17 protein-coding genes are annotated in these 20,703 nt (G+C 52.6%); 6 read left to right on the top strand and 11 right to left on the bottom strand.

What is annotated here, in order from left to right; translation table 11 throughout:
- The 8 genes from kefC to N7268_RS08780 all read right to left on the bottom strand — a co-directional run bounded on the left by kefC (position 1) and on the right by N7268_RS08780 (position 7,626).
- Complete coding sequence (gene kefC / locus N7268_RS08815; RefSeq protein ID WP_260862545.1) at positions 1 to 1,863, bottom strand: glutathione-regulated potassium-efflux system protein KefC; 1,863 nt, start codon at positions 1,861 to 1,863, stop codon at positions 1 to 3.
- Positions 1,856 to 2,386, bottom strand: a complete 531-nt coding sequence (gene kefF / locus N7268_RS08810) for a glutathione-regulated potassium-efflux system oxidoreductase KefF (RefSeq protein ID WP_260862544.1) — start codon at positions 2,384 to 2,386, stop codon at positions 1,856 to 1,858. Before kefF ends, kefC begins: the two co-directional genes overlap by 8 nt.
- A 103-nt stretch (positions 2,387 to 2,489) precedes the next feature.
- Positions 2,490 to 2,723, bottom strand: a complete 234-nt coding sequence (locus N7268_RS08805) for a YgdI/YgdR family lipoprotein (RefSeq protein WP_198906508.1) — start codon at positions 2,721 to 2,723, stop codon at positions 2,490 to 2,492.
- A gap of 90 nt (positions 2,724 to 2,813) precedes the next feature.
- A complete protein-coding gene (locus N7268_RS08800) occupies positions 2,814 to 4,157 on the bottom strand; it encodes an MFS transporter (protein ID WP_260862542.1) in 1,344 nt (447 codons plus the stop codon).
- 121 nt (positions 4,158 to 4,278) lie between these two features.
- Positions 4,279 to 4,566 carry a ferredoxin-like protein FixX gene (fixX, locus tag N7268_RS08795; RefSeq protein WP_198906510.1) on the bottom strand — a complete coding sequence of 96 codons (288 nt, stop codon included), beginning with the start codon at positions 4,564 to 4,566 and terminating at the stop codon, positions 4,279 to 4,281.
- Entirely contained in the window at positions 4,563 to 5,849 is a 1,287-nt protein-coding gene (locus N7268_RS08790) for an FAD-dependent oxidoreductase (RefSeq protein ID WP_260862541.1), read from the bottom strand. The genes fixX and N7268_RS08790 overlap by 4 nt, the downstream gene beginning before the upstream one ends.
- A 49-nt stretch (positions 5,850 to 5,898) precedes the next feature.
- Entirely contained in the window at positions 5,899 to 6,840 is a 942-nt protein-coding gene (locus N7268_RS08785) for an electron transfer flavoprotein subunit alpha/FixB family protein (RefSeq protein WP_260862539.1), read from the bottom strand.
- Between the two features lie 15 nt (positions 6,841 to 6,855).
- Positions 6,856 to 7,626: an electron transfer flavoprotein FixA gene (locus N7268_RS08780; protein ID WP_260862538.1), complete on the bottom strand. Its 771-nt coding sequence runs from the start codon at positions 7,624 to 7,626 to the stop codon at positions 6,856 to 6,858.
- A gap of 480 nt (positions 7,627 to 8,106) precedes the next feature.
- Here N7268_RS08780 and caiT point away from each other — a divergent pair, with 480 nt between their 5' ends.
- The 6 genes from caiT to caiE all read left to right on the top strand — a co-directional run bounded on the left by caiT (position 8,107) and on the right by caiE (position 15,268).
- Entirely contained in the window at positions 8,107 to 9,624 is a 1,518-nt protein-coding gene (gene caiT / locus N7268_RS08775; protein WP_260862537.1) for an L-carnitine/gamma-butyrobetaine antiporter, read from the top strand.
- Between the two features lie 33 nt (positions 9,625 to 9,657).
- A complete protein-coding gene (caiA, locus tag N7268_RS08770; RefSeq protein ID WP_198906515.1) occupies positions 9,658 to 10,800 on the top strand; it encodes a crotonobetainyl-CoA dehydrogenase in 1,143 nt (380 codons plus the stop codon).
- A gap of 106 nt (positions 10,801 to 10,906) precedes the next feature.
- On the top strand, positions 10,907 to 12,124 hold the full coding sequence (caiB, locus tag N7268_RS08765; protein WP_260862536.1) for an L-carnitine CoA-transferase: 1,218 nt from the start codon (positions 10,907 to 10,909) through the stop codon (positions 12,122 to 12,124).
- Between the two features lie 63 nt (positions 12,125 to 12,187).
- Positions 12,188 to 13,741: a crotonobetaine/carnitine-CoA ligase gene (caiC, locus tag N7268_RS08760; RefSeq protein ID WP_260862535.1), complete on the top strand. Its 1,554-nt coding sequence runs from the start codon at positions 12,188 to 12,190 to the stop codon at positions 13,739 to 13,741.
- A 54-nt stretch (positions 13,742 to 13,795) separates the two neighbouring features.
- Positions 13,796 to 14,581, top strand: a complete 786-nt coding sequence (gene caiD / locus N7268_RS08755; RefSeq protein ID WP_198906518.1) for a crotonobetainyl-CoA hydratase — start codon at positions 13,796 to 13,798, stop codon at positions 14,579 to 14,581.
- Between the two features lie 90 nt (positions 14,582 to 14,671).
- Complete coding sequence (caiE, locus tag N7268_RS08750) at positions 14,672 to 15,268, top strand: carnitine operon protein CaiE (protein WP_260862534.1); 597 nt, start codon at positions 14,672 to 14,674, stop codon at positions 15,266 to 15,268.
- Positions 15,269 to 15,310: 42 nt separating this feature from the next.
- Here the strand turns inward: caiE and caiF are convergent, their stop codons facing one another.
- The 3 genes from caiF to carA form a co-directional block, all read right to left on the bottom strand.
- Positions 15,311 to 15,706 (bottom strand): carnitine metabolism transcriptional regulator CaiF, encoded by a 396-nt coding sequence (gene caiF / locus N7268_RS08745; protein ID WP_260862533.1) that lies wholly within the window; start codon positions 15,704 to 15,706, stop codon positions 15,311 to 15,313.
- Positions 15,707 to 15,983: 277 nt separating this feature from the next.
- Positions 15,984 to 19,208, bottom strand: coding sequence for a carbamoyl-phosphate synthase large subunit (gene carB / locus N7268_RS08740; RefSeq protein ID WP_198906521.1), 3,225 nt, complete (start codon positions 19,206 to 19,208; stop codon positions 15,984 to 15,986).
- 18 nt (positions 19,209 to 19,226) lie between these two features.
- The gene (gene carA / locus N7268_RS08735; RefSeq protein WP_260862528.1) at positions 19,227 to 20,375 is read right to left on the bottom strand and encodes a glutamine-hydrolyzing carbamoyl-phosphate synthase small subunit; all 1,149 of its coding nucleotides are present in this window, start codon (positions 20,373 to 20,375) and stop codon (positions 19,227 to 19,229) included.
- Positions 20,376 to 20,703: the final 328 nt, after the last annotated feature.

Raw genomic sequence — 20,703 nt, 5'->3', positions numbered from 1 at the left:
TTATGCTGACGGTTTCACTTCCGGCTCATCGGCGACATCACCCGTATGTTTACCTTCGTCCGTACCTTGCCAGCCATGGCGTTGAATAAGCGATAAATGCTGGCGATCTTCCGCAATAATTTCACTCAGCATCGCACTGGTGCGTTTATAGACAGCCGCACGGGAAATCGCATCATTTTCCCCCTTCACCATCTCTTCAACCATCAATGTATTGAAGCGACGGAATACGTCTGCTCTCTCACGTGCTTCATAGCGCCCAAGCCCCAGACCTTCCAGCGCCAGACGCCCGGTTTTCAGCGCCCCCTCGAAGGTTTCACGTTCGGGCATCTCAACCCCCACCTGGCGCAGGCGGATGTAATGATCAACATCGCGCGCACGGGCAATAATCTGTAGATGCGGAAAATGGGTTTTCACCATTTCGGTCAGTTGCAGACTGGTTTGCGGATCATCAATAGCATTAATGATCACTTCCGCTTTGGCTGCACCGGCAGACTCCAGCAGATCCATCCGCGTCGCATCGCCATAGAACACTTTCATGCCAAATTTGCGCAGCGTCTCGATATGGTCCGGGTCATGATCGAGTACCACCATCTTCACCCCACTCGACAGCAGTAAACGGCCCGTTATCTGGCCGAATCGACCAAACCCGGCGATAATCACCCGCGGCTGTTCCTCATCGATTTCATCCGCCTCCCGCTCTTCACCGGTAGCGTTTTTTTCCAGACGCGTCAGGATAACCAGCAAAATCGGTGTGGCCGCCATCGACAGCGCTACCGCCAGCGTCAACGCTTTTGCCCATTCAGGATCGAGCACATTTGCCATTTGCGCCGCGCCAAACACCACGAAAGCAAACTCACTCCCCTGTCCTAATAATACTGCAAACCAGCGACGTTGCTTATTGGGTACCTGCAACGGTTTCGCGATAACCCACAACATGATGGTTTTGATGGTCAGAAAACCCGCCAGCAAAATAACGATGCGCAGTGGATTATCAATCAGCGTCCCAAAGTCGATAGACATACCGACGCCAATAAAAAATAGCCCCAGCAGCAGTCCTTTAAACGGCTCGATATCGCTTTCCAGCGCATGACGGTATTCCGAGCTCGCCAGCAATACCCCCGCCAGAAACGCCCCCATCGCCATCGACAGCCCAACTTCTTCCAGCAACAAACCGAAGCCAAAAACAAGAAACAGCGCGACGGCACTGAACACTTCCCGCAGGCCAGACCGTGCGACAAAACGCAAGGCCGGGCGGGTGACATAACGCCCTAACAGCACCACCAGCACCAGTGCCCCTGCCACTTTAAGCGCGGACAATGCAAAGGCGCCGAGCGTTGTCGAAGCGCCGCTCGCCGCCAGCAACGGGATCATCGCCACCAGCGGGATGGCCGCGATATCCTGGAACAACAGCACCGCAAACGCGCTACGTCCCATTTGCGAAACCATCAGGTTACGTTCATTCATCGCCTGCATTGCGATGGCTGTGGAAGAAAGCGCCAGCGTCATACCGATAAGCTCGGCCACCTGCCAGCGCAGGCCGAGGAACATACAGAACAGGCCAATCAGTCCGCCACAGACCACCATTTGCAACGCGCCGCCGCCAAATACCGAAGCGCGCAGCTTCCACAAACGCTGTGGGTCCAGTTCCAGGCCAATCACAAACAACATCAGCACCACGCCAATTTCGGCAAAATGCAAGATAGATTCGGCGTCGGTGACCAGCCGCAATCCCCACGGTCCGATGATGCACCCGGCAATAAGGTAACCCAGAACCGATCCCAGCCCCAGACGTACTGCAATCGGTACAATCAACGCCGCTGAACCGAGATAAATCAACGCCTGTATCAGCGTATGGCTATCCATGATGCGCCTCCTGCCATTCCATCAAACGTTGTTTGTAATGACGCGCCTGCGCCTGCAGCGTTTCGTCGTCACAGATAAACGTACAGTGCATCGCGAACGGCGGCAGCCACGTGAGTCCACAATAGAGCGCTGTCGCCTGCAAGGGCTGAGAGAGCACGTCAAACCCCGGATGAGAGCCGATATCAAAATGACTTTCCCCACCGCCGGTCGTGACCGCCCACATCACCTGTTTGCCGTGCAGCGCGGTACCGCCATGACCATATGCCCAGCCATGGGAGAGAACTTTGTCCATCCACAATTTGAGGAGAGGGGGTGTGCTGTACCACTGCATAGGATGTTGCCAGATCACCAGATCGGCGCGCGACAGCGCATCCTGTTCAGCGGCGATATCAATATTGAAGTCGGGATAGAGTTGGTAGAGCGAACGAACCTCAACGCCCTCCAGCGTCCTTGCCTGTTCAAGCATCCGCTTATTCGCATGCGAATGCTGCGGATAGGGATGTGCATAAATGATGAGAATCATGATTAGCCTGCTTCACTGCATTATTGTAATAACAGTGAGTTTAGACAGTTAATCTGCAGGCTAAAAGTCAATATTATTGAGCGGATGAATGAAAAAAACCGGACTAGTTATCCAGCTCACTCATATTTTTGACCTGATCGCGGTTTATCTGTTCCGTTTTACCGGTTTCCGCATTTTCATACGACACCAGGCCGGTATCATCATCAACTTGCGGCTTACCGTTCGTGACGATCGTTTTACCATCGGTGGTTTTGACGGCCTGGTTAGAGGAACAGCCGGCAACGGTGAACAACGCTGCTGCGGTAAAAATGGTGGTGATCAGAATATGTTTTTGCATGGTGTTCTCCCTGCTTTTCAGTCATTTTCAGTGATATATCCAATAACTGTAGGCTAACTGACTGAGTTACAGGGAAAATACAGAACACTCCTAATAGCCAGATCTGGAAGCAGGTTTGCTGCGTATGGTCATTTGACTCGTTTGTGTCAGCGTCAGCCCCCGCGTTTCGGGCGCAAATGCAATGGAAATAAGCAGGCCGATGAGCGAAATCCCCGCGCCCATTAACATCACAGAATTAATCCCATATTTAGTGATAAAAACAGGGAGCGCCCAGGTCGAAACAATAGTGCCTATCCGGCTCAATGACATAATCACGCCGACAGCCGACGCGCGAATATCAGTGGGGAACAGTTCATTGGGGTAAAGCCACTGGAGATTCCCCGGCCCCCCCGAGAAAAACGCGTAGACAGCAAAAGCAAGCACGACCAGCCAGACGCCCATATCGGGAATCAGTCCTAATACAGCCAGTGCCAGCGTCATCATCACAAAGCTGCCAATCAACAACGGACGACGGCCTGCGCTGTTCAGCCAGAACATCGGTGGAATGCAGCCCAGCATAAAGCATAAGCTGATCACCACATTCCCCAGCGCAGCGCTTTTCCCGACGCCAAGACCCAGCAACCCCACGATTTGCGGGCCAAAGGTGTAGATAGCGAACATCGGGATCACCTGGCACGTCCAGATGGCGGCCACAAACAACACAAACGGAAAATGACGACGATTAAAAAGCTGGAGAAAACGTGTTTCCTGCGGTGATTCTTCGTCAAACACCACCGGTTCGCCAAACAGCTTGATCATCATCGCCTCACACTCTTTTACCCGGCCTTTACGCAGCAGCCAGCGTGGTGATTCAGGCAGATCAAAGCGGCCAACGAGGATCAAAATACAGGGGATCACCGCGCTCCCCAGCATCCAGCGCCAACCCCCTTCCACATCGTATAACGCGTAGCCGACCAGATCGGCACAGGTCGCACCGACATACCACATGGCGGCAATAAATCCGATGGAAAACGCGCGCTGACGGGTATTGGAAAACTCGGTAATCATCGAGGTGGCAATCGGATAATCGGCACCAATGACAACGCCGATCAGCACGCGCATCACCAGTAGCTCAACGGGCGAAGTGACAAACATTGTCGCGGCCGAGATCACGCCAATGGCGATGATATCGATGATAAACATTTTGCGCCGCCCGACCTTATCGGAGATATAGCCAAACAGCGATGTGCCGACAAACAGCCCGGCAAGCGTTCCGGCGCCCAACAGTCCAATCCACTCGGCATCCAGTTGCAATGCGGGCGTCAGTTGCTCCAGCGCCACGCCAATCATCACCAGGACATAACCATCCAGAAACGGTCCACCGCTGCCCCAGAGCATTATCCGGCGGTGAATAGAGGTGAATTTGATGTCATCAAAGTTCCTGGGCGACTGCATAGTGATGTCCTGTTTCTAACGCGGGAAAGTGCTGATAGGCCGGATAAAGCCATCCGGCATGGGTGCCACATTCGTAGCCGGAAGGCGATGCTGTGCATCTTATCCGGCATGATGTGCACGGTCAGCCGTAGCGAAACTCCACGCCGAACGTTCCGCGTGGGTATTCCCACTTTTCCAGCGCCGTATCCAACCCTAAAATTCGGCAAGTCCCGCACTCCAGGCATCCGGCGTAATCAAAACGTACGCTGCCGTCATCCTGTTTTTTGTACAAACCTGCCGGACAGGCTTTCACCAACACCTCCAGCACCTGCTTATCGGGCTGGGTTTTCAGAATGATATGCGGGCTTTCTTCATCCACATTGAATTTATTGACGCCCAGTTTGACGTCCACATTGACGGGAGAAGTCATAATACGGTTACTCCTTTTAGGCCATCCTTCATCAGGTTGATGAAGCCCACTTTCTTCGCATGACGCAGCATTTTCTTGCGCATAGGTTCGGGAGCCGAGCCATCAACGGTAAACAGGTCGCGGGCGATATTGACCGCCATCTCGGGATACGCCGTAAACATGCGTGGATTATCAAGAAACGCAGGCAGACGCTGATACATACGCATATCGCGCATCGGACCTTCGTCCAGATGCTGGCGGTATTCGCCGAGCGACTGTTTGCTAAAGTCGTCACGCTTCATGGCAGAAAGTACCGTTTTCGCTGCGGCCTCTCCTGTCGATATGGCTAAATCCATGCCGCGAATGGTGAAGCCAAGATTCATACACATACCTGCGGCATCACCGGCGATCAGCACGCCGTCACCCACCAATTCAGGCTGCATATTCATTCCCGCTTCCGGTACGACGTGCGCGGAATACTCCACCAGCTTGCCACCGGCGATCAGCGGCGCAACGGCCGGGTGTTGTTTGAAATCTTCCAGCATTTGCGGGACTGATTTTTTAGCGTCTTTCAGATGATGAAGGCCGCATACCAGCCCCAGAGAAAGGGTTGATTCATTCGTATAGAGGAAGCCGCCGCCCATCAGACCGTCAGTCGGCGAACCGGCAAACAGACAGGCTGCGCCCTGGTTACCCTGCAGATGAAAGCGATCCTCAATCACCGAACGCGGTAACTCAATAATCTCCTTCACGCCGACGGCAACATGCGCCGCCTCAACGCGTCTGGCCATTCCCAGTTTTTCGGCCAGCAGAGAGTTCACCCCATCAGCCAGAATCACGACCTTTGCTTCGAGAATATCGCCATCCGCTTTCACGCCGACCACGATACCATCACGCTGAACAACGTTATCCACGCGAATTCCGGTAATAAGCTGTGCACCCGCTTCTTCCGCCTGTTCCATCAGCCAGGCGTCAAATTTAATGCGCAATACTGAGTAAGAGACCTGCGACGGTGCCGCGTCTTCACCGTTGCAATAATCCATCGTCATCGCCCCGTTTTCGGTCATAAAGGCGAGTTTTTCGTGGGTAATCTTGCGTTCAATGGGAGCCTGTTCAGCAAAGCCTGGAATGATGCGCTCCAGGCTATGCGCGTAGATGCGCCCACCGGTGACATTCTTCGCGCCAGCAGAATTACCGCGCTCGATAACCAACACTTGTGCACCTTCGCGAGCAAGCACCAGCGCCGCAACCGAACCGGCCAGCCCAGCACCCACGATGATGGCATCAAAGATATCGTCGGACATAACAAACTCCTTTCTGCAACAGGGTACTTTCGTACCCTGCCCGTATGGTTTAGCGCGCTAATGCAGCTGTCAGCGCAGGCAGGATCTTCAGTGCGTCGCCCACGATGCCGAAATCTGCGTACTGGAAGATCGGGGCATTTTTGTCTTTGTTGATGGCGAAAATCGTCTGCGCACCGTTTGCGCCAACCATATGTTGGATCTGCCCGGAGATCCCCACGGCCAGGTACAGTTCAGGTTTTAGCATCAGGTTAGAGATACCGACGTAACGTTCATGCTCCATCCACTTTTCGTTTTCTGCCACCGGACGGGAACAGGCCAGCTCGGCGCCAATCGCCTGACACAGCGCTTCAGCCAGTGAGATGTTCTCTTTGCTGCCAATACCGCGTCCCACACTGACCACCAGACGCGCTTTGTCGAGATCAACGCTATTGCTTTGACGCGCCTGGGTTCCGGTGCGGGTCACGGCGATGGCCGGAGCCTGCCACTGCACCTGGTGAATCTCACCATTACGAGACGTATCTGGCTGCTGAGAGTCAAACGTCCCACTGCTGAGAGTGATCACCGCAAATGGCGAGGCGATCGCTTCTGCCCCCATCGCCAGGCCGCCGTAGACCATATGCCTGACCGTGGCTTTTCCATCCTGCACTGTCACCGCACTGGCATCGTTTGAGACCGCAGCGGACAAACGAAATCCCAGCTTTGCCGCTAGCAGCTTGCCGCGACGCGTATTCGGCAGCAGCACCGCGCCCTCTTCGCTTTGCTGACGAATGGTTTCGGCCATAGCACCCGCATAATCTTCGACCATACGATCATCGGGCTTACCGCTGAGCAGCCAGACATGATCTGCGCCCAGTTGGATTGCCGCCGCGCTGTCCGCTTCGCTCAGCACGAACGCATTAATTTTGTCGCCTACAACCTGCGCACCTTTCATCAGTTCCGGCAGGCGAGAAGGGGTATCGCTGAATACCCAGACACTGGAAAACTTGTTCATAACATCCCCTGATAATTAAATGATTTTGCGAAGATTCTCGACAAACGCGGCAATTTGTTCTTCACCGTCACCTTCAATAACCACGCGCTGACGCTCGCGTTGTTTCGGTGCAGCAACCTGTTGTACGGAATAGGCATCCGCAGCATTGAGCGCAATGTCTGCTGGCGACCAGACCTGGACCGGTTTTTTCGCCGCGCCCAGAATGGCTTTCATTGAAGGGATTTGTGGGGTGTTGATATCGGTTGAGACCGCAATCACGGCCGGGAGAGGTATGTTCAGGGTTTCAATTTCATCTTCCAGCTCACGCTCTACCGTGAGGGCGTTATCCGTCAGAGAGAGGATTTTGCTCACGCCGTTAATTGACGGAATACTCAGCGCCTCCCCGACCAGCAGACCCACCTGCTGCGCATAAAGATCGGAAGAACCGTCGCCACAAATAATCAGATCGAATCCCGATTTTTGTGCAGCGGCAGCCAGCGCGGCCGCAGTATGTTGCGGCAGTGCCTGTTCGAACTGTTCATCAATCACGACAATCAGTTCATCAGGCCCACGGGAGAGCACATCTTTACGCCCTTTTGCATTGGTTAGCGCTTTTCCGCCCACACTCAGCGCGACAACCTGAGCGTCTCCCACCTGCTGTTTTAACTGGCAGGCCGCTTCAATTGCATTGAGATCATATTGGCTGATTTTGCCGTCAGCTTTACTGAAATCGAGTGTTCCATCGGCATTATTAATCGCAATATCCTGTTCATCAGGCACGCATTTGTAGCAAGTAATTATCTTCATTGCATCTCCAAAAATCATGAAGGACACGTTATTTATATCGGCAGTGTTAAATACAGATATCACGCTCTTTAATTCGGAAATAAAACATTACTCACCAATATTGAAAATGTCACACATTGAAACTTGCAACTTTCAATAGTGTTACGTGCCTCACCAATATTGAACAAACACACATAAATATGAAAACTTTCAATATTGTTTTGTGGATCACCAATATTGAAACGAAACCCGATTGAAACACATAACAAAACAACACAATACATTGATTAATAATAAAAACATAACAAAACAAAACCAAAATAGAGCAAAAATAAAACTGTGACGAAGTTAACAGAACCACACTTAATGAATACCCATTATGAGTTATTCGCGAGGTGCCCCAGAGGTTAAATAGTTATCAACAAATTATTAATAATAAATATACAAAACAGTACAAACGGGAACGCTAAATAAATTTCGTTTTCACACTGGAATTCACTTATGAAAAATGAAAAGAAAAGAACCGGAATTGAACCAAAGGTTTTCTTTCCGCCTTTAATAATAGTCGGAATACTTTGTTGGCTGACAGTAAGAGATCTTGATGCGGCGAACGTTGTTATTAATGCGGTATTTAGTTACGTCACTAACGTCTGGGGCTGGGCATTTGAATGGTATATGGTCGTCATGCTATTCGGCTGGTTCTGGCTGGTTTTTGGTCCCTATGCCAAAAAGAAATTAGGCGACGAAAAACCGGAGTTTAGCACCGCCAGCTGGATTTTTATGATGTTCGCCTCCTGTACATCCGCAGCGGTACTCTTCTGGGGTTCAATTGAGATTTATTACTACATCTCTACCCCACCGTTTGCACTCGCACCCAACTCCACAGGAGCAAAAGAGTTAGGTCTGGCGTATAGCCTGTTCCACTGGGGGCCGCTGCCGTGGGCAACCTACAGCTTCCTTTCCGTTGCATTCGCCTACTTCTTTTTTGTTCGCAAGATGGATGTCATCCGTCCCAGCTCCACGCTGGTGCCATTAGTGGGTGAAAAACATGCGAAAGGGTTATTTGGCACCATCGTTGATAACTTCTATCTGGTCGCGCTCATTTTTGCGATGGGCACCAGTCTCGGTCTGGCGACACCGCTGGTCACCGAGTGCATGCAGTACCTGTTCGGCATTCCGCACACGCTGCAATTAGACGCCATCATTATTACCTGCTGGATCATTCTGAACGCCATTTGCGTGGCCTGCGGCCTGCAAAAAGGGGTGAAGATCGCCAGTGATGTGCGTAGCTACCTGAGCTTCCTGATGCTGGGCTGGGTGTTTATCGTCAGCGGCGCCAGTTTCATCATGAACTACTTCACCGACTCCGTCGGTATGCTGCTGATGTATTTACCGCGCATGCTGTTCTATACCGATGCGATCGGCAAAGGCGGCTTCCCGCAGGGCTGGACCGTTTTCTACTGGGCATGGTGGGTCATTTACGCCATCCAGATGAGTATCTTCCTCGCCCGCATTTCTCGTGGTCGTACCGTCCGTGAACTGTGCTTCGGAATGGTACTGGGCCTGACCGCATCCACCTGGATTTTGTGGACCGTACTGGGGAGTAACACGCTGTTGTTGATGGATAAAAACATCCTCAACATCCCGCAATTGATTGAGCAACACGGCGTGGCGCGCGCCATTATCGAAACCTGGGCTGCCCTACCACTCAGCACCGCCACCATGTGGGGATTCTTCATCCTCTGCTTTATTGCCACCGTCACACTGATCAACGCCTGCTCTTATACCCTGGCGATGTCGACCTGCCGCGAGGTTCGCGACGGCGAAGAACCGCCTTTGCTGGTACGTATCGGCTGGTCGGTACTGGTAGGCGTGATCGGTATCGTTTTGTTGGCGCTGGGAGGGTTGAAGCCCATTCAAACCGCGATTATCGCCGGAGGATGCCCGCTGTTCTTCGTCAACATCATGGTAACGCTGTCCTTTATTAAAGACGCCAAAGTGCACTGGAAAGACAAATAAATTCAACCCATTACAAATTATAGAGGCTGGAAGATGGATTTTAATTTAAATGACGAGCAGGAACTGTTTGTCGCCGGTATTCGTGAACTGATGGCCAGTGAGAACTGGGAAGCTTATTTTGCCGAGTGCGATCGCGACAGCGTCTACCCAGAACGTTTTGTGAAGGCGCTGGCAGATATGGGCATTGACAGCCTGCTGATCCCGGAAGAACACGGCGGTCTGGAAGCCGGTTTTGTCACCGTCGCCGCAGTCTGGATGGAGTTAGGCCGCCTGGGCGCGCCAACCTACGTGCTGTATCAACTACCAGGGGGCTTTAACACTTTCCTGCGTGAAGGAACCCAGGAGCAAATCGATAAAATCATGGCGTTCCAGGGGACCGGTAAGCAGATGTGGAACTCCGCCATCACCGAACCGGGAGCAGGATCGGATGTTGGCAGTCTGAAAACCACTTATACCCGTAAAAATGGTAAGGTTTATCTTAACGGTAGTAAGTGTTTCATTACCAGTAGCGCCTATACCCCGTATATCGTGGTCATGGCGAGAGATGGCGCATCACCGGATAAACCTGTTTATACCGAGTGGTTTGTTGATATGAGCAAGGCGGGTATCAAGGTCAACAAGCTGGAGAAGCTCGGTCTGCGCATGGATAGCTGCTGTGAAATCACCTTCGATGACGTCGAACTGGACGAAAAAGACATGTTCGGTCGGGAAGGGAATGGTTTCAACCGCGTGAAAGAAGAGTTTGACCACGAACGTTTCCTTGTCGCCCTGACCAACTACGGTACAGCCATGTGCGCATTTGAAGATGCGGCGCGCTACGCAAACCAACGTGTGCAGTTTGGCGAAGCCATTGGTCGCTTCCAGCTGATTCAGGAAAAGTTCGCGCACATGGCAATCAAACTGAACTCCATGAAAAACATGCTCTATGAAGCAGCGTGGAAAGCGGATAACGGCACCATTACCTCGGGCGATGCAGCAATGTGCAAATACTTCTGCGCCAATGCCGCATTTGATGTGGTTGATACCGCCATGCAGGTGCTGGGTGGTGTGGGTATTGCAGGCAATCACCGCATCACGCGTTTCTGGCGCGACCTGCGTGTAGACCGTGTATCCGGGGGTTCTGATGAAATGCAGATCCTGACATTGGGCCGTGCGGTACTCAAACAATACCGCTAATTCAGCACGATTCGTAAGCCGGATAAGGCGTTCAGACCGCCATCCGGCACGATGCCCGATGGCGCGGCTGCGCGTATCGGGCCGACAAAATGTCAGGAGCTACCTTATGGACCATTTACCTATGCCTGCCTTTGGCCCGCTCTCCGGGTTACGGGTTGTCTTTTCAGGGATTGAAATTGCCGGGCCGTTCGCCGGTCAGATGTTTGCCGAATGGGGTGCAGAAGTTATCTGGATTGAAAACGTCGCGTGGGCCGATACCATTCGCGTGCAACCCAACTATCCGCAACTTTCTCGTCGCAACCTGCACGCGCTTTCACTCAATATATTCAAAGATGAGGGTCGGGAAGCGTTTCTGAAGTTAATGGAAACCACCGACATTTTCATTGAAGCCAGTAAAGGCCCAGCCTTTGCCCGCCGCGGTATTACCGATGAAGTGCTATGGGAACATAACCCGAAACTGGTTATTGCTCACCTTTCCGGCTTCGGTCAGTTTGGCACCGAGGAGTACACCAATCTTCCGGCTTACAACACCATCGCTCAGGCATTCAGCGGTTATTTGATTCAAAACGGCGATGTTGACCAGCCCATGCCCGCCTTCCCGTATACCGCCGATTACTTCTCCGGCATGACGGCCACCACGGCAGCGCTGGCCGCGCTGCATAAAGTGCGCGAAACGGGAAAAGGCGAAAGTATTGATGTGGCTATGTATGAAGTGATGCTGCGCATGGGTCAGTACTTCATGATGGATTACTTTAACGGTGGCGAAATCTGCCCGCGAATGACCAAAGGCAAAGATCCCTACTATGCCGGTTGCGGCCTGTATAAATGCGCTGATGGCTATATCGTCATGGAACTGGTTGGCATCACGCAAATCAACGAATGCTTTAAAGATATTGGTCTGGCGCACATCCTCGGTACGCCTGAAGTGCCGGAAGGCACACAGCTGATTCATCGCGTTGAATGCCCATACGGTCCGTTGGTTGAAGAGAAACTGGATGCCTGGTTGGCAACGCACACCATCGCTGAGGTGCAGGCGCGCTTTGCCGAGCTGAACATCGCCTGCGCAAAAGTATTGACCATTCCTGAACTGGAAAATAACCCGCAGTATATTGCCCGTGAATCTATCACCCAGTGGCAAACGATGGATGGCCGTACCTGTAAAGGGCCAAACATCATGCCGAAATTCAAAAACAACCCGGGGAAAATCTGGCGTGGCATGCCCTCACACGGCATGGATACCGCCGCCATTCTGAAAAACATTGGTTATAGCGAAGCAGACATTAATGAGTTGGTCGGCAAAGGCCTGGCCAGGGTTGAGGATTAAATGCGATGCGCTGGCCCGTTAATTTGGCTGGCGCTCGCACCTGATTTCAGTGGATAAAGCAATATGGATATCGTTGGCGGACAAAACTTACGTCAGATGTGGGACGACCTGGCCGGGGTTTACGGAGATAAAACGGCACTTATTTTCGAATCCTGTGAAGGAAACGTTCAGCAGTTTAGCTATGCCTCGCTTAATGAAGAGATTAACCGCACTGCGAACCTGTTCCATTCGTTGGGGATCCGCAAAGGCGATAAAGTTGCCCTGCATCTGGATAACTGCCCGGAGTTCATCTTTTGCTGGTTCGGTCTGGCAAAAATTGGCGCCATTATGGTACCGATTAATGCCCGCCTGCTCGGGGAAGAAAGTGCCTGGATCCTGCAAAACAGCCAGGTAAGCCTACTGGTCACCAGTCCCCAGTTTTATCCGATGTATCGTCAGATACAACTGGAAAACACGACCCCGCTTAATCATATCTGTCTGATTGGCGAACAGCTTCCGGCTGACGACGACGTGAGTCACTTTACCCAACTGCAATCCCGCCAGTCCGCCACGCTATGCTATACGCCTTCGTTATCCACTGACGATACGGCAGAAATTCTGTTTACCTCAGGCACCACCTCGCGTCCTAAAGGGGTGGTAATTACTCACTATAACCTGCGTTTTGCAGGCTACTACTCTTCCTGGCAGTGCGCCCTGCGCGATGATGACGTGTACCTGACAGTGATGCCGGCCTTTCATATCGACTGTCAGTGCACGGCAGCGATGGCAGCATTCTCCGCAGGTAGTACCTTTGTTTTGATTGAGAAATACAGCGCCCGCGCCTTCTGGGAACAAGTGCGTAAATACCGCGCCACCGTGACAGAATGCATCCCAATGATGATCAGAACGCTGATGGTGCAGCCCGCAGCGCCCACCGACAGGCAGCACCACCTGCGCGAAGTGATGTTTTATCTCAATTTGTCTGCGCAGGAAAAAGATGACTTTATCGCCCGTTTTGGCGTGAGATTGCTGACCTCCTACGGCATGACGGAAACCATTGTCGGTATTATTGGCGACCGCCCCGGCGACAAACGGCGCTGGCCCTCGATTGGACGCGTAGGCTTTAGCTATGAAGCCGAAATTCGCGACGACCACAACCGTCCCCTGCCCGCCGGAGAAATTGGCGAAATCTGTATTAAAGGTGTGCCGGGTAAAACGATATTTAAAGAGTATTACGCACAACCCGATGCCACCGCTAAAGCACTGGAACCGGAGGGCTGGTTGCACACCGGAGACTCAGGTTACCAGGATGAAGACGGTTTTTTCTATTTCGTTGACAGACGTTGCAACATGATTAAACGCGGTGGAGAAAATGTTTCCTGTGTCGAACTGGAAAATATCATCGCTGCGCACCCTAAAATTCAGGACATTGTCGTTATCGGTATAAAAGACGCTATCCGTGATGAAGCCATTAAAGCGTTTATCGTCCTGAATGAAGGTGAAACATTAAGCGAAGCAGAATTCTTTACTTTCTGCGAACACAATATGGCGAAATTCAAGGTTCCCTCTTATATGGAGATAAGAACCGACCTGCCGCGTAATTGTTCAGGGAAAATAATTAAAAAAAATCTGAAATAACCTCTCTGGCAGAGAATAAACCTGCCGGGCAACCTATTTTTTTGGAGATGCACTATGAGTGAATCATTACATCTGACCCGCAATGGCCCGATCCTGGAAATTACGCTGGACAGACCAAAAGCAAATGCCATCGATGCCAAAACCAGCTTTGCAATGGGAGAAGCCTTTCTTCATTTCCGCGACGACCCAGAATTACGCGTGGCGATTATTACAGGCGGTGGCGAGAAATTCTTTTCCGCTGGCTGGGATTTAAAAGCCGCGGCAGAAGGTGAAGCGCCTGACGCCGATTTTGGTCCCGGCGGCTTTGCCGGTTTAACTGAGATTTTCGACCTCAACAAGCCGGTCATTGCTGCAGTAAACGGCTATGCCTTCGGCGGTGGCTTCGAACTGGCACTGGCGGCAGATTTTATTGTCTGTGCCGAAAACGCCAGCTTTGCGCTGCCGGAAGCCAAACTGGGGATCGTCCCCGACAGCGGCGGCGTACTGCGTCTGCCGAAGTTACTGCCACCGGCGATCGTTAACGAAATGGTGATGACCGGCAGACGCATGAACGCCGAAGAAGCCCTGCGCTGGGGAATTGTGAACCGCGTCGTCAGCCAAAACGAACTCATGGCCAGCGCCCGTGAACTGGCGCAGCAACTGGTGAATAGCGCACCGTTAGCTATCGCCGCGCTGAAAGAGATCTATCGCGCGACCAGCGAAATGCCGGTAGAAGAAGGCTACCGTTATATCCGCAGCGGTGTGCTGAAACACTACCCGTCCGTGCTGCACTCAGAAGATGCGCTCGAAGGACCGCAAGCCTTTGCCGAAAAACGCGATCCAGTGTGGAAAGGACGGTAATACCTGATGCGCAGGCCTACGAAGCACCGCAGCCTCGTAGGCCGTACAAGCCCGTTATGCCGCCACCCGGCAGCAAATTAAGGTACAACAATGAGCTATTACGCTTTTGAAGGGCTGATCCCGGTGGTCCACCCGGATGCGTTTGTCCACCCCAGCGCCGTACTGATTGGCGATGTCATTGTCAGCGCCGGTGTTTATATCGGGCCGCACGCCTCGCTGCGCGGTGACTATGGTCGGCTGATCCTGGAAGCCGGTTCCAACCTGCAGGATGGCTGCATCATGCACGGCTATTGCGACACCGACACTATCGTGCGGGAAAATGGACACATCGGCCACGGTGCTATTTTGCATGGCTGTCAGGTGGGTCGGGACGCGCTGATCGGCATGAACAGCGTCATTATGGACGGTGCAAGCATTGGCGAAGAGAGCATTGTTGCAGCCATGAGCTTTATCAAAGCAGGCTTTACCGGCGAGCCGAGACAACTGCTAGTGGGTTCACCTGCGCGCGTCATACGAGAAGTCACAGAACAGGAGTTGCACTGGAAGCGGATGAATACGAAGGAGTACCAGGATCTCGCTGTACGCTGTCGCGTTGGACTCCACGAAACACAGCCACTGACGCAGGTCGAAGAAAACCGGCCACGCCTGAAAGGCACGACGGATGTGCAGCCCAAAGCGGCTCAATGATTTATGCCGGATGGCGCCAGCGCTTATCCGGCAAATCAGATATTACCGACGCATACTTTTTGACAGCATCATCTGCCATTTCTGCTCGCGATTAAGTTCCGCAGGCGGCACGGCTGACATACGCGGCGTTTTGCCAATGCTCACTCTTTTTTCCTGCAAGCTGTGGCTCAACCGGGTATAAAGCTGAGGATCAATACTCACCACTTTCACCAGGCGTTGGCACTGGCATCCCCGACCCGCAAGCTGATTCGGGATCATCTTAACTTCACACACAATTTCGCTCACTTCAGAAAGAATATAAGAGAGCGTATTAATCGCTTTGCAATGTTCGATATCGAAATGGCGGGAAATCTCTTTTGCCGTCACCCAACGGTCTTCAGCCATCATCCAATCAGCAATTAACAAATAAAGTGGTCTTTCAACATATTCTTCACACATAAGCACACCTTTTTCACAAATTAAAAATCTGGCTACGGCTTGCCTGAAATTAATAGAGACAATGCCATATTAAAATTGTGGATATAAGGGATAGTATGCGACTTGAATGTTGATTAGTGTGAGCAGCATCGTGCTTATTACATTGAAAATGTGTATAGGGAAATCGTATTTTCCCTTGAACGAGTGAAGAGCATAAAAAAAACGGTTTCTTTACAGAAACCGTTGCAAATAATATTGAAGGTCCGCTTAGCGCAATTATTGCCGGACCTTCGTTCTATTATTTATTGATCTGCGCGTGCATTTCCTGAACAGATGTCACCTTCTCGGTCGCATCCGCATTCAGCGCCATCGCCGTCGCGAAACCACCGTTCAGCGTGGTGTCGTAGTGCACTTTGTACTGCAGCGCACTGCGGCGAATCAGCTTGGAATCCTCAATCGCCTGACGACCTTCAGTGGTGTTGATGATGTAGGTGTATTCGCCATTCTTGATACGGTCCTGAATGTGCGGACGACCTTCATGCACTTTGTTCACCAGACGTGGGTTGATTCCAGCCTCGCCCAGAACAATCGCCGTACCGTGCGTGGCATCCAGCTCAAAACCCTGCTTCAGCAGTTTTGCCGCCAGGTCAACCACGCGCTCTTTATCGCCTTCGCGAACGGAGAGCAGCGCACGGCCCTGTTTTTTCATGGTGGAGTTGCTACCCAGCTGTGCTTTAGCGAACGCTTCCGCGAAGGTTCTGCCGACGCCCATCACTTCACCGGTAGAGCGCATTTCTGGCCCTAACAGCGGGTCAACGCCCGGGAACTTGTTGAACGGCAGCACCACTTCTTTCACCGAGTAGTACGGTGGGATAACTTCTTTGGTCACGCCCTGCTGTGCCAGTGTTTTACCGGCCATCACGCGCGCCGCCACTTTTGCCAGCGGTACACCGGTCGCTTTGGAGACGAACGGTACGGTACGCGCTGCACGCGGGTTCACTTCAATCAGGTAAACTTCGTTGTTCTTCACCGCAAACTGGACGTTCATCAGACCGCGAACCTGTAGTTCGAAGGCCAGTTTCTGTACCTGATCGCGCATCACATCCTGAATTTCCTGGCTCAACGTGTAGGCTGGCAGGGAGCACGCGGAATCACCAGAGTGAACACCCGCCTGTTCGATGTGCTCCATGATGCCGCCAATCAGCACCCTTTCACCATCACAGATAGCATCCACATCCACTTCTACCGCGTCATCCAGGAAGCGGTCCAGCAGCACCGGCGCGTCGTTAGATACGCTCACCGCCGTCTGGAAGTAGCGACGCAGGTCGGCTTCATCGTAAACGATTTCCATCGCGCGACCGCCGAGAACATAAGACGGGCGCACCACCAGCGGGTAGCCAATCTCTTTCGCTTTCTCAACCGCTTGCTCAATGGCCGTGACAGTGGCGTTTGCCGGCTGCTTCAGTTTCAGACGGTCAACCGCATGCTGGAAGCGTTCACGGTCTTCCGCACGGTCGATGGCATCCGGGCTGGTACCGATAACCGGTACACCAGCGGCTTCCAGCGCACGCGCCAGTTTCAGCGGAGTCTGACCGCCGTACTGCACGATAACGCCCTTCGGCTTCTCGATGCGCACGATTTCCAGCACATCTTCCAGGGTAACCGGCTCGAAGTACAGACGGTCGGAGGTGTCATAGTCGGTAGAGACCGTTTCCGGGTTACAGTTGACCATGATGGTCTCAAAACCGTCTTCACGCAGCGCCAGTGACGCGTGTACGCAGCAGTAGTCGAATTCGATGCCCTGACCGATACGGTTAGGACCGCCACCGAGAACCATGATTTTGTCACGATCCTGCGTCGGGTTCGCTTCGCACTCTTCTTCATAAGTGGAGTACATGTAGGCCGTGTCGGTGGCGAACTCTGCCGCGCAGGTATCCACACGTTTGTAGACCGGGTGCAGGTTGTACTGGTCACGCAGTTTGCGGATTTCCGCTTCGCGCACGCCCGCCAGTTTAGCCAGACGCGCATCGGCAAAGCCTTTACGCTTAAGCTGGCGCAGGAAGTCAGCGTCGAGACCGTTAATCCCCACATCTGCCACTTTCTCTTCCAGACGAACCAGCTCTTCAATCTGCACCAGGAACCAGCGGTCAATGTTGGTCAGATTAAACACGCCGTCCACAGACAGGCCTGCACGGAAGGCGTCGGCGATGTACCAGATACGCTCAGCGCCTGCGTCTTTCAGCTCTCGACGAATTTTGGTCAGCGCTTCCGGGTCATCCAGGCTGACTTTCGGGTCGAAGCCCGTCGCTCCCACTTCCAGACCGCGCAGCGCTTTTTGCAAGGATTCCTGCTGGGTGCGGCCAATCGCCATCACTTCACCGACAGATTTCATCTGGGTGGTCAGACGGTCGTTCGCACCGGCGAATTTCTCGAAGTTAAAGCGCGGGATTTTGGTCACTACGTAGTCGATAGACGGTTCGAACGATGCCGGAGTACGTCCGCCGGTAATATCGTTCATCAGTTCATCGAGGGTGTAGCCCACGGCCAGTTTTGCCGCCACTTTGGCAATCGGGAAACCGGTCGCTTTCGACGCCAGCGCCGAAGAGCGGGAAACACGCGGGTTCATTTCGATGACAATCAGGCGACCGTTTTTCGGGTTAACCGCAAACTGGACGTTAGAACCGCCGGTTTCGACGCCGATTTCACGCAGTACGGCCATCGAGGCGTTACGCATGATTTGGTATTCTTTGTCGGTCAGCGTTTGCGCTGGTGCGACAGTGATGGAGTCACCGGTGTGGATACCCATCGCATCAAAGTTTTCGATAGAGCAGACGATGATGCAGTTGTCGTTTTTATCACGTACCACTTCCATCTCGTACTCTTTCCAGCCAATCAGCGACTCATCAATCAGCAGCTCGTTGGTTGGGGAGAGATCCAGACCGCGCTCGCAGATTTCTTCGAATTCTTCGCGGTTATAAGCGATACCACCACCGGTGCCGCCCATGGTAAAGGACGGACGGATGATGCACGGGAAGCCAACGTCAGCGGCAACCGCCAGCGCTTCTTCCATGGTGTGTGCGATGCCAGAACGCGCGGTATCGAGACCAATTTTCTTCATCGCGATATCGAAGCGACGGCGGTCTTCTGCTTTATCAATCGCATCCGCCGTGGCGCCAATCATGGTAACGCCAAACTCTTCCAGCACGCCCTGACGTTCCAGTTCCAACGCGCAGTTCAGCGCCGTCTGTCCGCCCATGGTCGGCAGCACCGCATCCGGGCGCTCTTTTTCAATGATTTTACGTACGACTTCCCAGTGAATCGGCTCGATGTAGGTCGCATCGGCCATTTCCGGGTCGGTCATAATGGTGGCCGGGTTGGAGTTCACCAGGATAACGCGGTAACCCTCTTCACGCAGGGCTTTACACGCCTGCGCACCGGAATAGTCAAACTCACACGCCTGGCCGATAACAATCGGACCCGCGCCCAGAATCAGGATACTTTTTATGTCTGTACGTTTTGGCATGGCTCTATTAACTCCTGATTATTTCGCGGACTGACGGTAAAGCTCAATTAACTCGATAAAGTGGTCGAACAGCGGCGCAGCATCATGCGGCCCCGGGCTGGCTTCAGGGTGGCCCTGGAAGCTAAACGCCGGTTTGTCGGTGCGGTGGATCCCCTGAAGGGTGCCATCGAACAGCGATTTATGCGTAACACGCAGGTTAGCAGGCATGGAGGCTTCATCGACCGCAAAACCGTGGTTCTGCGCGGTAATCATCACGGTGTTGTTATCAATATCTTTCACCGGATGGTTGCCGCCGTGATGGCCGAACTTCATTTTGATGGTCTTCGCACCACTTGCCAGCGCCAGTAACTGATGGCCGAGGCAGATGCCAAATACCGGAATATCGGTTTCGAGGAATTTCTGAATCGCGGCAATCGCATAATCACACGGCGCCGGGTCACCAGGACCGTTAGACAGGAAGATGCCATCCGGATTCATCTTCAGGACGTCTTCTGCGGAGGTTTGTGCAGGCACGACCGTCAGGCGGCAGCCGCGGTCCACCAGCATACGCAGAATGTTGCGTTTGGCGCCAAAATCGTAAGCCACGACGTGGAACGGAAGTTCATCTGCTGATTTCGCTTCCGGCAGATCGCCTGCCAGCGTCCAGCTCCCCTGCGTCCAGTGATAAGGCTCTGCAGTGGTCACTTCTTTCGCCAGATCCATGCCGTTCAGGCCCGGGAAGGACTTCGCCTTTTCCAGCGCCAGTGCCGCATCCAGGTTATCCCCTGCGATGATGCAGCCATTTTGTGCACCCTTTTCACGCAGCAGACGCGTCAGCTTACGGGTATCGATATCGGCAATCGCCACGATGTTATGGCGCTTCAGGTAAGAAGAGAGGTCTTCGGTATCACGGAAGTTGCTGGCAATCAGCGGCAGGTCGCGGATGACCAGACCTTGCGCGTGTACCTGGGAAGATTCTGCATCGGCTTCATTGGTGCCGACATTGCCGATATGAGGATAAGTAAGAGTGACGATTTGGCGGGAATAGGAAGGATCAGTGAGGATTTCTTGATAACCGGTCATTGAAGTATTGAAAACGACTTCCCCAACCGCCGAACCTGTTGCCCCTATGGCCCGACCGTGAAACTGGGTTCCGTCTTCCAGAACCAATAGCGCTGACTTAATCAAAACACCCTCCAGAGAATATTCACTCACTTTATTTGCATATTAATTCATTTTGACATTCTGAATCAATGCAAATTTGCTTACCTATGGATTTCTGGCAAACGGCGGCATTCTAGAGATAGCCCGGACAAAAGTCTACCCGAAAGGGGAATTTTTATTATTATTTTACGCCACTGGGACAAATCATACGATTTAACAGGCAAAAAGATCAGCTAAGTTGGGTTGGAAAACGCTTGCGGAACAGAATGAGTGTAAAAAAGAATGAGAGCACACAAAAAAGTGGACCATTTGGTCAAAATTTACAATGAAGCAACAAAAACAGATGACTAAA

Source organism: Citrobacter sp. Marseille-Q6884 (genome assembly GCF_945906775.1).
GTDB lineage: Bacteria > Pseudomonadota > Gammaproteobacteria > Enterobacterales > Enterobacteriaceae > Citrobacter.
This window is presented reverse-complemented; position numbering and strand designations above follow the sequence as displayed.